The organism is Oxalicibacterium sp. (assembly GCF_035565035.1).
GTDB lineage: Bacteria > Pseudomonadota > Gammaproteobacteria > Burkholderiales > Burkholderiaceae_D > Oxalicibacterium.
Genome location: NZ_DATMTD010000113.1, coordinates 1 through 13,075 on the forward strand (window position 1 = coordinate 1; position 13,075 = coordinate 13,075).

General features: G+C 55.5%; 13 protein-coding genes and 1 tRNA gene. 9 read left to right on the forward strand and 5 right to left on the reverse strand.

Annotated features, from left to right (window positions below):
- Nucleotides 1-39 precede the first annotated feature (39 nt).
- The gene (locus VN114_RS12100) at nt 40-459 is read right to left on the reverse strand and encodes a thioredoxin family protein (RefSeq protein WP_325515195.1); all 420 of its coding nucleotides are present in this window, start codon (nt 457-459) and stop codon (nt 40-42) included.
- A gap of 91 nt (nt 460-550) precedes the next feature.
- Between VN114_RS12100 and tsaB the strand changes: the two genes are divergently transcribed.
- Genes tsaB through VN114_RS12120 form a run of 4 tightly spaced genes read left to right on the forward strand, consistent with a single transcriptional unit; the run spans nt 551 to nt 3,531 of the window.
- Complete coding sequence (gene tsaB / locus VN114_RS12105; protein ID WP_325515197.1) at nt 551-1,258, forward strand: tRNA (adenosine(37)-N6)-threonylcarbamoyltransferase complex dimerization subunit type 1 TsaB; 708 nt, start codon at nt 551-553, stop codon at nt 1,256-1,258.
- Entirely contained in the window at nt 1,255-1,752 is a 498-nt protein-coding gene (gene rimI / locus VN114_RS12110) for a ribosomal protein S18-alanine N-acetyltransferase (protein WP_325515199.1), read from the forward strand. Before tsaB ends, rimI begins: the two co-directional genes overlap by 4 nt.
- The gene (locus VN114_RS12115; protein ID WP_325515201.1) at nt 1,749-2,567 is read left to right on the forward strand and encodes a uracil-DNA glycosylase; all 819 of its coding nucleotides are present in this window, start codon (nt 1,749-1,751) and stop codon (nt 2,565-2,567) included. The genes rimI and VN114_RS12115 overlap by 4 nt, the downstream gene beginning before the upstream one ends.
- A complete protein-coding gene (locus VN114_RS12120) occupies nt 2,551-3,531 on the forward strand; it encodes a DUF1853 family protein (RefSeq protein WP_325515203.1) in 981 nt (326 codons plus the stop codon). Before VN114_RS12115 ends, VN114_RS12120 begins: the two co-directional genes overlap by 17 nt.
- A 6-nt stretch (nt 3,532-3,537) precedes the next feature.
- On the opposite strand, the gene lplT is transcribed toward VN114_RS12120, so the two are convergent.
- Complete coding sequence (lplT, locus tag VN114_RS12125; protein WP_325515205.1) at nt 3,538-4,800, reverse strand: lysophospholipid transporter LplT; 1,263 nt, start codon at nt 4,798-4,800, stop codon at nt 3,538-3,540.
- A gap of 144 nt (nt 4,801-4,944) precedes the next feature.
- Here lplT and alr point away from each other — a divergent pair, with 144 nt between their 5' ends.
- Both alr and radA read left to right on the forward strand, forming a co-directional pair.
- Complete coding sequence (gene alr / locus VN114_RS12130) at nt 4,945-6,027, forward strand: alanine racemase (RefSeq protein WP_325515207.1); 1,083 nt, start codon at nt 4,945-4,947, stop codon at nt 6,025-6,027.
- Nucleotides 6,028-6,067: 40 nt separating this feature from the next.
- On the forward strand, nt 6,068-7,438 hold the full coding sequence (radA, locus tag VN114_RS12135; protein WP_325515209.1) for a DNA repair protein RadA: 1,371 nt from the start codon (nt 6,068-6,070) through the stop codon (nt 7,436-7,438).
- 18 nt (nt 7,439-7,456) lie between these two features.
- On the opposite strand, the gene hpnE is transcribed toward radA, so the two are convergent.
- From hpnE to hpnC, 3 genes are all read right to left on the reverse strand, one after another.
- A complete protein-coding gene (gene hpnE, locus VN114_RS12140) occupies nt 7,457-8,791 on the reverse strand; it encodes a hydroxysqualene dehydroxylase HpnE (protein WP_325515211.1) in 1,335 nt (444 codons plus the stop codon).
- A 36-nt stretch (nt 8,792-8,827) separates the two neighbouring features.
- Nucleotides 8,828-9,661: a presqualene diphosphate synthase HpnD gene (gene hpnD / locus VN114_RS12145; RefSeq protein ID WP_325515212.1), complete on the reverse strand. Its 834-nt coding sequence runs from the start codon at nt 9,659-9,661 to the stop codon at nt 8,828-8,830.
- Nucleotides 9,662-9,798: 137 nt separating this feature from the next.
- On the reverse strand, nt 9,799-10,608 hold the full coding sequence (hpnC, locus tag VN114_RS12150; protein WP_325515214.1) for a squalene synthase HpnC: 810 nt from the start codon (nt 10,606-10,608) through the stop codon (nt 9,799-9,801).
- 303 nt (nt 10,609-10,911) lie between these two features.
- Here hpnC and VN114_RS12155 point away from each other — a divergent pair.
- The 3 genes from VN114_RS12155 to clpP all read left to right on the forward strand — a co-directional run bounded on the left by VN114_RS12155 (nt 10,912) and on the right by clpP (nt 13,038).
- Nucleotides 10,912-10,998 (forward strand) — tRNA-Leu (locus tag VN114_RS12155).
- 29 nt (nt 10,999-11,027) lie between these two features.
- A complete protein-coding gene (tig, locus tag VN114_RS12160) occupies nt 11,028-12,377 on the forward strand; it encodes a trigger factor (protein WP_325515216.1) in 1,350 nt (449 codons plus the stop codon).
- A 31-nt stretch (nt 12,378-12,408) separates the two neighbouring features.
- Nucleotides 12,409-13,038 carry an ATP-dependent Clp endopeptidase proteolytic subunit ClpP gene (gene clpP, locus VN114_RS12165; protein ID WP_325515218.1) on the forward strand — a complete coding sequence of 210 codons (630 nt, stop codon included), beginning with the start codon at nt 12,409-12,411 and terminating at the stop codon, nt 13,036-13,038.
- The last annotated feature ends 37 nt before the right edge of the window (nt 13,039-13,075 follow it).

Sequence of the window (13,075 nt, forward strand, 5' to 3'; positions counted from 1 at the left end):
ATACCGGGGTTTTTTATTGCCAGTCGATTTGTCGGTTCATCAGCTTCGCAGTGCCTGGCGCAAATTACGTTCTTCCTGCCATTGACGATGTTCGGTGCTGTTTTGCGTTTCCGCCTTCAACTCGACGTCACTCTTGCCGGCATGAGCCGTTACCAGTCGGTGCGCAACATGCTGATCGGGTAACGTCGTGCCGTAGAAAAGTACGTCATCGCCGCGCTGTATCAGCAGCGTCGGAAAATTCTCCACATCGAAATCACCAACCAGATCGGCACGGTCTTCGATATCGACCCAGACAAACAGTTTGTCTGGATGCTGAGCGGCCAGTTCGTCAAAACCGGGACGATACGCGGTGCAGACGTCACACCATGCCGCACACAGACAGGCGACAACCCACACGTCGTCCTGCATTTGCTGAGCCAGTTGCGCTCTGTTTTCCTGGGTTAATACGGTACTTGGCATGGACGGTATTTTACCGGTTTATGTTGCTGCACGAATAATCAGGCGTGCATTTCGCTATGAGCGTCCCTACCTGCGCGCGGTAAAATACCGCATGTCCACAATTCTTGCCATTGAAACTTCTGCCGATCTTGCCTCTGCCGCGCTGTTGCACAACGGTGCAGTCACCGTCAGGGAATCGGCTGGTGTCGTCAATCATTCCCAAACCATCCTGCCAATGGTGCAGGCATTGCTGAATGATGCCGGTATTGCGTTATCCGCCTGTGATGCCCTTGCATTTGGTTCCGGTCCGGGTTCGTTCACCGGGGTACGTACCGCATGCGGCATTGCACAGGGACTGGCATTCGGTGCGGATATGCCTTTGCTGCCGATTGTGACCTTGCAGGCATTGGCACAATCCTGCCATGAACAGAGCGGGGCAAATGATGTTCTGGCGATCGTCGATGCCCGCATGGGGGAAGTGTATTGGGCGCAGTACCGGTTCGCCGGTGAATGGCAGATCGTCATCGCTCCGACGCTTTCGGTCGCTGCAGAAGTTGCGCCAATCGGCGACGTGCTTGCTTGCGGCAACGGCTTGAAAGCGTATGAAAGCGATTTTTCGGCGCGAGCGTTTTTCACAATGCAATGGGCACACCTGGTGCCGCATGCCGCACAGGTAGCAACGCTTGGGGCACACGCGTTTGTGCAGGGTCTTGGCGTGACAGCGGCTGCGGCAGAGCCGCTTTATCTGCGCAACAAGGTTGCCCTGACGACCAGTGAACGGCTGGCGAAAGTAGCAGGGACGTTGAAGGAGACGGCATGAGTTCCGTATTCAAGATGCCGCCTGCTTTCAATTCCGAACCTGCACGCAAACTTTATTTCTACCGCATGCAGTCGTCGGATATCAGCGACGTGCTGGCGATTGAAAATGATCTTTATCCGTTTCCATGGACGCGTGGCAATTTTCTCGATTCGATTGCCAGCGGCTATGAAACGTGGCTGCTGCGTGATGGGTCGGGAAATCTGAACGGTTATTTTCTATTGATGCCTTCGGTGGACGATGCGCATCTGTTGAACATTACCGTGCACAGGGATTTGCAGGGGCAGGGCATCGGATTGCTGTTGCTCGACAAGGCGAAGGCGATTACACAGAGCCGAAGGTTGCATGCGATGCTGCTCGAGGTCAGGCCATCGAATACGCGGGCGGAAAAGATTTATCTGCGTTACGGATTTTCCCGCATCGGTGTGCGAAAAGGCTATTATCCGGCTCCTAATAATCAGCGTGAAGACGCCATTGTCATGAAGCTGGAACTATGAGCGATCAACATCGCCGCACGACATTCCTGAATGAAATGGGACTGGGGCCGGTCTGGCTTCAGCGTGAGCCTGCACGCGTGCGCGAGCAGATTGAGGCGCCGGTGGCGAACGTACTGGCAGTTTCTGATGTGGCACCTGCAGATGGACGGGTTTCCGCATGGGCGGAACCGGAAAACCATCAGTCCGTAACGACACCTATTTCCCTTGATACGGCAAATGCTGGAGAGCCAGACATTGCGCGTATGGATTGGGATCAGCTCAAAACGGCCGTGTCATCATGCACACGCTGCAATCTGTGTCGGACACGGACGAAGACGGTATTCGGTGTCGGTGATCAGAAGGCGCGCTGGTTGTTCATCGGCGAAGGTCCGGGACGAAACGAGGATCAGCAAGGCTTGCCGTTTGTCGGCCCGGCCGGCAAACTGCTCGACAACATGATGATCGCGATGGGCTTGAAACGTGGCGAAAACACGTACATCGCCAATATCGTCAAATGCCGCCCGACCGATGTGAACAAGCGAGACCGGCCGCCGGAAGAAGACGAGGCGAATGCCTGCATGCCGTACCTGCAGCGTCAGATTGCGTTGATTCAACCGACCGTCATTATTGCCCTAGGCAAGACCGCGGCGTTGTCCCTGCTGAAACTGGATCCATCAACACCTGTGAGCAAGCTGCGCGGCGAGGTCCATCGTCATGGTGAAATCCCGTTGATCGTGACCTATCATCCGGCTTATCTGTTGCGCAGCTTGAAAGACAAGAGCAAGGCATGGGCCGACTTGTGCCTGGCAATGCAGGTACATGAAAGCAGCAATTAATTCCACCGGCCTTTTCCAGGCATATTTCCATCAGCGTTGGGGACATCTGAATGATGTTCATGTGAGGAGTCTTGCGTGGCTGCTCGATGCGCCCGATCTGCTTGATCCTCAGGCGGCCCGCTGGCGAGGACGGCTGGCAAGCATGCATGATGTCGTCGATGACAACGTGGATAAATGGCTGAGCGATCTCGATCGCGCGCCGCAGGCCTTGCATGATCATCTGGACGTACAGCCTTTTGCGCGTCTCGGGCGTTATGCGGAAAAATTGATGTCTTTCTATCTGCTGCATCGCGGAGTCCTTGTGGCTCATGGCGTTCAGGTGCGTGCAGAAAAAAATACCATAGGTGAATTCGATTTCCTGTTGCGATTGAACAGGCAACTGGTGCATTGGGAATTTGCCACGAAGTTCTATCTGCTCGAATCGACGGGCGCAGGAAACGATGCCGATTATTTCGTCGGTCCCAATCTGGCCGATACGCTGGGTGCGAAGATGCACAAGATCTTCGATCGCCAGTTGCGACTATCCGAACATCCTGCCGCGCAAATGCTGCTGCCTGAGACCGTTATGAAGGCTCAGGCACTGATAAAAGGCTGGCTCTTTTACCAGAACTTGGGAAATGACAATGCGCAATCCGATCAAATCTTCGGAACATGGCCATCGCACTGTCGCGGATTCTGGTGCGCACTGAATGAAGTGGTTGGCATGCGAGCGGAACGATATGCAATCCTGCCTCGTCTGGAATGGCTGGCACCGGCAAAATTACCGTTGGCGCAAACGATGGAGAGCAATTCGATACATCGTCATCTGGAACAGTATTTCGTCGATGACACCATGCCGGTGATGATTGCGTTAATGAAAATCGATGGCGATCATGCGGTGGAAACGAGCAGGGGATTTATCGTGCCCGACGACTGGCAGACACGAGCCGGGCAACGTGTGAAACTCGCACATCCGGCAAATTGACGCGAATCAGTGCTTGGGTTCGCCGATCAATGACAGCGAATCGTGTTCGCGCTGATTGGCTGCATGCCGACGCATGATCAGATACATCGTGCCGGAGACGAAGAGGCCGAAGAGAACGATGACCAGGTCGACATCCAGATCGAGTTTGACCATCAGCGCATAGAGCAGCAACATGGTCAGGACAGACAAATTTTCATTGAAATTCTGCACCGCGATCGAGTGACCGGCACTCATCAGCACGTGGCCGCGATGCTGCAACAGCGCATTCATCGGCACCACAAAATAGCCGGATAACGCGCCGACCAGAACCAGCAACGGATAGGCAAACCATATCGAGTCCACCATGGTCATGGCAATGACGGCGATACCCATGATGATGCCGAGTGGCATGACAGACAGGGATTTTTTCAGCGGAACGTAACGCGCAGCAGCCATGGCGCCGATCGCAACGCCAACGGCAACGATGCCTTGCAGAATCGCTGCCTTGTCGAGTGGCATGCCCAGCGATTTTTCTGCCCATTTCAATACGATGAATTGCAGCGTTGCTCCGGCGCCCCAGAACAAGGTGGTGACCGCAAGTGAAATCTGGCCGAGACGATCTTTCCACAAGGTCGTAAAGCAGCCGGCGAAGTCTGCAATCAGCTTGACTGGATTACGTTCCTGATGCGGGTAACGAGCGCCGGTGTCGGGAATCCGCAAATTGAACAATGCGGCCAGCAGATAGGCGACGGCAATGATGCAGAGCGCCGATTCGGCTGGCGTGTCGATACCGAAATTGAGGATGGGAAAATCGAACGACAGCAGTTCGGCGGAAACACGCGGGTTGATCAGCGCACCGCCCAGTACAGTACCCAGAATGATCGATGCGACGGTCAGGCCTTCGATCCAGCCGTTGGCGGCAACCAGCTTCTCGGCCGGCAGCAATTCAGTCAGGATGCCGTACTTGGCTGGCGAGTAGGCCGCCGCACCAAAGCCGACAACCGCGTATGCAAACAATGGATGCACATGAAAGAACATCATGGCGCAGCCGACGATCTTGATCATGTTTGTGACAAACATGACACGACCTTTGGGAAGTGAATCGGCGAAGGCGCCGACAAACGCGGCAAGAAGAACGTAGGAAAGAACAAAGAAGAGTTTCAGCAGCGGGGTCATCCAGTCGGGGGACTGCATCGCTGTTAATAGAGCAATTGCCGCAATGAGAAGGGCGTTGTCGGCAAGCGAAGAAAAAAACTGCGCCGCCATGATGGTGTAAAAACCGCGATTCATCCGCATCAACTCTTTTTTGACTGTGTCTCCGGCCTGCTTTATACCATGAAAATACGGAACGCCTGATGAATCGCCCGACGCTTTTGTGTGCTCTGTCCGGTAAAATGACCGATTCATTGAATGAATGTCACCCCGTTTCCGCGTATGTCCAGACCGCTCGTTGCCACCATCGATATTGCCGCTCTCCGGCACAACCTCGCCGTTGCTAGAAAATGCGCGCCGCAGTCGAAAATCCTGGCAATCGTCAAGGCAAATGCGTACGGCCATGGGCTTGCGCGTGCCGTCCGCGGTTTCTCCGATGCGGACGGACTTGGTTTGATCGAACCGGACAGTGCGGCAGAGTTGCGTGAGCTCGGCTGGCAGAAGCGCATTGTGTTGCTCGAAGGCTTTTTCGACGAGGCCGACTTGCAGACGATTGTGGAACATCGTCTGGACACTGTCGTGCATTCGGAAGAGCAGTTGCGCATGCTGGAGTGCATGAAAGTCGATATGCCGATTGATGTGCATCTGAAGATGAACAGCGGCATGAATCGGCTGGGATTCGTACCCGCCGAATACCGCGCCGCATGGCAGCGTTTGCGCGCGATTTCTGCGGTACGTCATATATCTTTCATTACGCATTTTGCCAACGCGGAAGATGCCGACAATCCCGGCATGCCGCCGAGCGAGCAGGTGCGCCGATTTTACGAAACGACGAGGGGGCTTGAGGGCGAACGCTGTCTGTCCAATTCAGCGGCCGAACTCATGCGTCCGGAGTATGCGGCGGACTGGGTACGCCCGGGCGTGATGCTGTACGGAGCGACGCCGGCAGATCGCTCTGCTGCATCGTTCGACCTGTTGCCGGCGATGACGCTGATGAGCGAAATCATCGGCATTCAGCATATCGCTGCCGGCGACGCGGTTGGTTACGGCAGTCGTTTTATTGCAGATGGTCCGATGACGATCGGTGTCGTTGCCTGCGGTTATGCCGATGGCTATCCGCGCCATGCGCCGGATGGCACGCCTATCCTGGTGGAGGGCATCCGGACGCGTGTCGTCGGACGCGTATCGATGGACATGATCACGGTCGACCTGACGCCGATCGCCGATGCGCACGTGGGAAGCAAGGTGACGTTGTGGGGCAACGGCTTGCCGATCGACGAGGTAGCAACTGCGGCAGGAACGGTCGGCTACGAACTGATGTGCGCCATCATGCCGCGTGTACGGGTGATTGAAAGCGACGATTAGACTGTTCATCGAGCGATAACGAATAAGGCAGAAACAGCAGATGGCCAAAGCCAAGACGAATTACACATGCACGGAATGCGGCGGCGTCGCTTCCAAATGGGGCGGACAGTGCGGATCCTGCGGCGCATGGAATACGCTGGTCGAAACCGTCATCGAAGGCGGAACAAATCGTTTTTCTGCGCAACATCAAGGTTTGGTGCAGACGGCGCCGATTCTGAGCCTGGCCGATATCGAGGCAATTGACGTACCGCGTTTCGGCACGGGGATAGAAGAGTTCGATCGTGTGCTGGGCGGCGGATTGGTTGCCGGCGGTGTCGTGCTGATCGGCGGCGATCCTGGCATCGGCAAATCGACGTTGCTGCTGCAGGCATTGGCGAATCTTTCGAAGATAAAGAGAGTTCTGTATGTCAGTGGCGAGGAATCCGGCGCGCAGATTGCCTTGCGAGCCAGACGTCTTGCCGTCGATGGCAAGGAACTGAAACTGCAGGCGGAAATCCAGCTCGAAAAAATTCTCAACACACTGGCCGAGCACAAGCCGGAAGTGGCCGTCATCGATTCGATTCAGACGATTTATTCCGATGCACTCAGTTCTGCACCGGGGTCGGTGGCGCAGGTGCGTGAATGCGCGGCACAACTGACGCGCATCGCCAAGCAGACCGGCATCACCATCATCATGGTCGGTCATGTGACGAAAGAAGGGTCGTTGGCCGGCCCGCGCGTGCTGGAGCATATCGTCGACACCGTTCTGTACTTTGAAGGCGATACGCATTCGAGCTTCCGTCTGGTGCGTGCCATCAAGAATCGCTTCGGCGCAGTCAACGAGCTGGGCGTATTTGCGATGACCGAAAAAGGGCTGAAGGGGGTATCGAATCCTTCTGCCTTGTTCCTGTCACAGCACGACAATCCCGTGCCTGGTGCATGTGTGATGGTGACGCAGGAAGGTACGCGCCCGTTGCTGGTAGAAATCCAGGCGCTCGTCGATACCTCTCATTTGCCGAATGCGCGAAGACTGTCGGTCGGACTGGAACAGAATCGCCTGGCCATGCTGCTGGCCGTGTTGCACCGGCATGCCGGAATCGCCGCGTTCGATCAGGACGTCTTCATCAACGCCGTTGGCGGAGTAAAAATTACCGAGCCCGCAGCTGATCTTGCAGTTCTGCTGGCGATCCATTCGTCGATGCGGAGCAAACCGTTGCCGCGCGGACTGGTCGTGTTCGGCGAAGTCGGATTGGCCGGTGAAATCCGGCCAGCGCCACGCGGACAGGAACGTTTGCGTGAAGCGGCCAAGCTGGGGTTTTCTCTGGCGCTAATTCCGAAGTCGAATGCGCCAAAGCAGAAAATTGAAGGCCTGACGGTCATTGGTGTCGAACGTATTGACGAAGCATTGAACCGTGTACGTGAACACGAGTAGTTCGGTTCAGCGTAACGATTATTTGCTCGCGAAGTGATCGCATAACAGGCGTGCTGCTTTCACGCCGCTACATGTTGCCGATTCCAGTGTGGCGGGATAATCGCTCTCGAGATAATCGCCTGCGACTACCAGATGCGGAAATTCCGTTTTCTCGGAAGGACGCAGCAATGCCGGTGTACAGGAAAAGGTTGCGCGCTTTTCCGAAATGACACGACTCCAGAGCGGCTGCGCAAGATGTGCTTGCTGAAATGCTGCTGCAAGCTGGGACGAGATGGCTTTCGTCAGCGCTTCCTGCCCAGACGCGATGGCCTGCGTCGATGCGCTGACGACGACCGCCAGTAATCCTTCCTGCCTTGAATCAAGCCAGCCACGGTCGAAAACAAATTGTCCCCAGCATGCAGATTCCGCATCGTCGTTCAGCGCGAAGAGCGGCTGCTCCAGTCGCGTGCCAGGCGAATATTGCAGGTAGCAGGTCGTGATCGGTTCGTATTCGAATTCCGGAATGAGCGGCCGACCAGTCAGTTCGTTCAATAGTGATGCTGCCTGCAAGGCTGACGTGGCGACGACCACGGCATCGAACATCTGTTCTTCTTGTCCACCACCCAGAGTCAGCGACCAGCCTTTTTCCGTTTTGCAAATACGTTGTACGGTACTGCCTGATTGCACCGTACCACCGTTTTTCTGGAGGAATGCGGCAGCCTGCAAAGGAAAAAGTGCACTCAGATCGACACGCGGAATCAGCATGTCGGAGGCGGCGCGTCGCGCGCCCAGACTGTCTCGCAGTACGTTGAGAAAAATTTGCGCCGAGGCACGTTCCGGTGGCGTATTCAATGCGGCAATGCAGAGCGGTCGCCACATCAGTTTGATCAGCCGTTCGGTCTGGTCGAAGCGTTCCAGCAACGTACTGACAGTGCAGTCTTCATGCAGTTGCCAGTTCATCCATCGAGCCGTTGTTGAAAAACGTGCGAGCGCCAGTTTGTCGTCACGACTCAGGCCTTTGGCGCGGAGCAGCGCGCCGAGCAAGTGCAGCGGTGCAGGCAGACGCGGTGTGACGAAATCCATGCCGTCGCAGCCAGCGGGATAGCGCATTTGCAACGGTAGGCGCATCAGGCTAACGTCAGGCCCAACACCGGTTTGTTTGAGAAGGCGTAAGGTTTCCTTGTAGGCGCCGAGCAGAATGTGCTGGCCATTGTCCAGACGTTTTCCGTCAACCTCGACAGCGCGAGCGCGACCGCCAAGAGTACGTGCCGCATCGAACAAGGTGACGCGATGCCCGGCATTGGCCAGCTCAACTGCGGATGCGCAACCTGCCCAACCAGCGCCGATGACGGCGATCGATGCAGCATTAATCATGCAGCGAGAGGGCGATGAACAATGCGTGCGGCGATGTCAGCCGCGAACATAGGTAATCCATGCGAGCCACAACTTGCGTATCGGCGTCAGCGAAATGCGCTGGTTCAATACATGGAAGCCATCGCGCTCCACTTCGTTGAGCAGTGCACGATAGATTGCGGCCATGATCAGGCCGGGGCGTTGTGCACGACGGTCTTCCTTCGGCAACAGCGCAAAGGCCTCGTCGTACAGGTTTTGCGCGCGAGCTGCCTGGAACTGCATCAGTTTCACGAAGTTGTCAGTGTGACGCGCGTTCAGAATGTCGGCGGCAGTGACATTGAACTGTTGCAGTTCGTTGACCGGAAGATAGATACGGCCTTTGCGCGCGTCTTCACCGACATCGCGAATGATGTTTGTCAGCTGGAAGGCGAGCCCGAGCTTTTCGGCGTATTGCCTCGTATGCGGATTTGTCGCGCCGAAAATGTTGGCAGACAGGATGCCGACCACGCTGGCGACATGCCAGCAGTATTTTTGCAGGCCGGCAAAATCCAGGTAACGCGTCTGATCCAGATCCATTTCCATGCCGTCGATAATATCCAGCAGATGTTGAGCATCGAGTGAAAATGGAACGAGATGTGGTTGCAGCGCCTGTGTCACCGGATGCGTCGCTCCGCCGGCCACCATGGCCGACACCTCGTTACGCCACCACGCCAGCTTGATGCGCGCGATGCTGACATCCGTGCATTCATCGACGGTATCGTCGACTTCGCGGCAAAACGCATACAGAGCGGTGATCGCACGGCGACGATCCGGTGCAAGGAACAGAAAGCTGTAATAGAAACTCGATCCGCTTTGAGCGGCTTTTTGCTGGCAGTATTCGTCGGGGGACATGGGAGTCGGGCGCCTTGCGCGAAATCAAGCCGCTATGCTAGCCGACTCAGACAGCCGCGACAAATAATACGGCGATAATCCGGCAGTTTTTTGCAGCATCGAGGCACGTTCTTCATTAATGTGACGCGAAGATGACGTTACATCCGGATGGCACGCCAGAGAATTTTCAACCAGTCGCGCTTGCCCAGTTTTGGGCGATGACGGAAGACATCGTAATCTGCCGCTTCGATCGCCTCCAGGATACGTAATCCGCCTTGCACCACCATGCGCAATTCCCAGCCGATGCGTCCAGGCAAACGCAACGCCAGCGGTGCGCCGGATAGCATCAGTGCGCGTGTCCGTTCAATCTCAAACTGCATCAATGCGCGCCGCGCATCAGTTGTGTGTCCGAGGGCAATGTCGTTCTCGGTTATGCCATGGCGGCGCATGTCGTCGAGTGGAAGATAGATGCGCGCTTTTTGCCAGTCGACGGCAACGTCCTGCCAGAAGTTGATCAGTTGCAGCGCCGAGCAGATGGCGTCCGAATCGCGCAGATTGTCAGGCGTTGCAGCTTCGTATAAATACAGCATTAACGTGCCGACCGGATTGGCGGAGCGATGGCAATAATCAGCGAGCATTTCAAAATCGGGATAACGCGTAATAATCACATCCTGCTTGAATGCCGACAGCAGATCGCGAAACGGTTGCAGCGGTAAGCGGAACGTTTTGATGATTCCGGCCAGCGACTGGAACAACGGGGTGTCCGGTACGAGCGATAAAGCGATCCTGTCCAGTTCCGCCTCGTACGCGGCAAGGGCTGCAAGCCGTTCTTCCGGTGCGGCATCGCCTTCGTCTGCCAGATCGTCGGCACTACGCGCAAAGGCATAGATGATTTCTACGGCAGGACGCAGGCGGGCCGGCAGCAGAACGGATGCGACGGGAAAGTTTTCGTAATGATCGACAGGCATGGATTCGGCGGCAGAAGATTGCCAGCCCGCATGGTAAATGAAAATGCGTGATCATCCGCAGAATATGCGACCGAGGTTTCGTCTTCGATTCCTTCTCCACGAAGAAACAAATGGGCGCATGCTGTATTTTCAGACGACGGACGATACCGTCAGGGAATGGACAAACTGTCAAAAATCAGCGCAGCCACTCCAAAATCCAGTAAAATCTCGGGCTGAAGTTGAAAAGCCGGCAGTAAGGCAGTGCAGGGCGACACGCATTCACTTCGTGGTCGCCCTTTGCTTTTGTGTCGGCGCACCTATCCCGCGAGGATGGCGAAATTGGTAGACGCACCAGGTTTAGGTCCTGACGCCAGCAATGGTGTGGGGGTTCGAGTCCCCCTCCTCGCACCACAGTATTCTTAATTTTTTGGACGATTCACATGGCAACTGCAGTCGAAACTCTGGACAAACTCGAACGCCGTATCACGATCGCCGTACCGGTGGCTGACGTACAGGCAGAAGTTGAAAAACGCCTGAAAGTTCGCGCACGCACCGCCAAGGCGCCTGGCTTCCGTCAAGGCAAAGTGCCGATGAAGATGGTCGCGCAGCAATACGGCTATCAGATCGAAAACGAAGTGTTGAACGACAAGGTCGGTCGTGCGTTCAACGAAGCCACCAGCGAAAACAACCTGCGCGTTGCCGGCTATCCGAAAATCGAACCGAAGACCGACGAAAGCGCTGCAGAAGGCACCATCGCTTTCAACGCGACCTTTGAAGTCTATCCGGAAGTAAAAATCGGCGATCTGTCGAAGGCAGAAGTCGAAAAAATCACGGCAGATGTCAGCGAAGCAGAAATCGACAAAACCATCGAAATCCTGCGCAAGCAACGCGTCCACTATCACGTCAAGGGCGAACAAAGTGCACATGGCGACGGCGGCTCCGACCTCACTGCAAAGAGCGGCGATCGTGTGACCATCGATTTCGTCGGCACCATCGACGGCGTTGAATTCCAGGGCGGCAAGGCTGAAGATTACGCGTTCGTATTGGGTGAAGGCCGCATGCTGGCTGAATTCGAAGCCGGCGCTACCGGTCTGAAAGTCGGTGAAACCAAGACCTTCCCGTTATCTTTCCCGGCCGACTATCACGGTGCTGACGTGGCTGGCAAAACCGCCGAATTCAAGATCACTCTGAAACAGATCGAATGGGCGCACATGCCGGAAGTCGATGCCGAATTTGCGAAATCGCTCGGCATTCCTGACGGCGATCTGGGCAAGATGCGTGAAGACATCAAGGCGAATCTGCAGCGTGAAGTTTTGAATCGCGTCAAATCGCGCACCAAGGACAGCGTGATGGATGCACTGATCAAGAACAGCGAACTGGACGTGCCGAAAACGCTGGTCGATCAGGAAGTCGATCGTCTGATGGATCAGACCCGTCAGGACATGGCACAGCGCGGAATGAAAGTCAGCGACATGCCGTTCCCGCGTGAATTGTTCAGCGAACAGGCAGAACGTCGTGTTCGCCTCGGCCTGATTCTGGCTGACGTCGTCAAGGCAAACGAATTGCAAGCGAAACCGGAACAGGTCAAGGCACAAGTCGAGGAATTTGCGCAGAGCTACGAAGACCCGCAGCAGGTTCTGAAGTATTATTTCAGCGATCGCAGCCGTCTGGCCGAAGTCGAGGCTCTTGTATTGGAAGAAAACGTCGTCAACTACGTGCTGGGCAAAGCGAAAGTGACCGACAAGCCGGTCGCATTCGATGAATTAATGGGTAACAACGCGCAAGGCTGATGGTCTTGCGTGTTCTCGTCAAGGAAAGCAGATGACCACAAGCATGACCCGTACTTCCGCACTTGATACCGACATGCTCGGTATGGTGCCGATGGTGATCGAACAGAGCGGCCGCGGTGAGCGCGCGTACGATATTTATTCGCGCCTGCTGAAGGAACGCATCATTTTTCTGGTCGGTCCGGTCAATGACCAGTCGGCCAATCTGATCGTTGCACAGCTGTTGTTCCTGGAAAGCGAAAATCCGGACAAGGATATTTCGCTGTACATCAATTCGCCAGGCGGTTCGGTTTCGGCCGGCATGGCGATTTACGACACGATGCAGTTCATCAAGCCGAACGTTTCGACCTTGTGTACCGGTCTGGCGGCATCGATGGGGGCATTCCTGCTGGCAGCTGGCGAAAAGGGCAAACGTTTTTCGTTGCCGAACTCGCGCATCATGATTCACCAGCCTTTGGGCGGTGCGCAAGGTCAGGCTTCGGACATCGAAATTCAGGCGCGCGAGATTCTTTATCTGCGTGAACGTCTGAATAAAATTCTTGCCGAACGTACCGGGAAGTCGATTGAAGAGATTTCCAAGGATACCGATCGCGACAATTTCATGTCGGCAGATGCCGCTGTGGAATATGGCATGATTGACAAGGTATTGACGCACCGGGAATGATTCAATTTTGCTGAATCGGAAACGCCCGGCGCATTTA

Excerpts from the sequence above, each read along its gene's own strand:
- rimI (WP_325515199.1), top strand. The coding sequence starts at position 1,255 with ATGAGTTCCGTATTCAAGATGCCGCCTGCTTTCAATTCCGAACCTGCA.
- alr (WP_325515207.1), top strand. The coding sequence starts at position 4,945 with ATGTCCAGACCGCTCGTTGCCACCATCGATATTGCCGCTCTCCGGCAC.
- radA (WP_325515209.1), top strand. The coding sequence starts at position 6,068 with ATGGCCAAAGCCAAGACGAATTACACATGCACGGAATGCGGCGGCGTC.
- tig (WP_325515216.1), top strand. The coding sequence starts at position 11,028 with ATGGCAACTGCAGTCGAAACTCTGGACAAACTCGAACGCCGTATCACG.
- hpnC (WP_325515214.1), bottom strand. The coding sequence starts at position 10,608 with ATGCCTGTCGATCATTACGAAAACTTTCCCGTCGCATCCGTTCTGCTG.
- hpnE (WP_325515211.1), bottom strand. The coding sequence starts at position 8,791 with ATGATTAATGCTGCATCGATCGCCGTCATCGGCGCTGGTTGGGCAGGT.
- hpnD (WP_325515212.1), bottom strand. The coding sequence starts at position 9,661 with ATGTCCCCCGACGAATACTGCCAGCAAAAAGCCGCTCAAAGCGGATCG.
- VN114_RS12115 (WP_325515201.1), top strand. The coding sequence starts at position 1,749 with ATGAGCGATCAACATCGCCGCACGACATTCCTGAATGAAATGGGACTG.
- lplT (WP_325515205.1), bottom strand. The coding sequence starts at position 4,800 with ATGAATCGCGGTTTTTACACCATCATGGCGGCGCAGTTTTTTTCTTCG.
- tsaB (WP_325515197.1), top strand. The coding sequence starts at position 551 with ATGTCCACAATTCTTGCCATTGAAACTTCTGCCGATCTTGCCTCTGCC.
- VN114_RS12100 (WP_325515195.1), bottom strand. The coding sequence starts at position 459 with ATGCCAAGTACCGTATTAACCCAGGAAAACAGAGCGCAACTGGCTCAG.
- clpP (WP_325515218.1), top strand. The coding sequence starts at position 12,409 with ATGACCACAAGCATGACCCGTACTTCCGCACTTGATACCGACATGCTC.
- VN114_RS12120 (WP_325515203.1), top strand. The coding sequence starts at position 2,551 with ATGAAAGCAGCAATTAATTCCACCGGCCTTTTCCAGGCATATTTCCAT.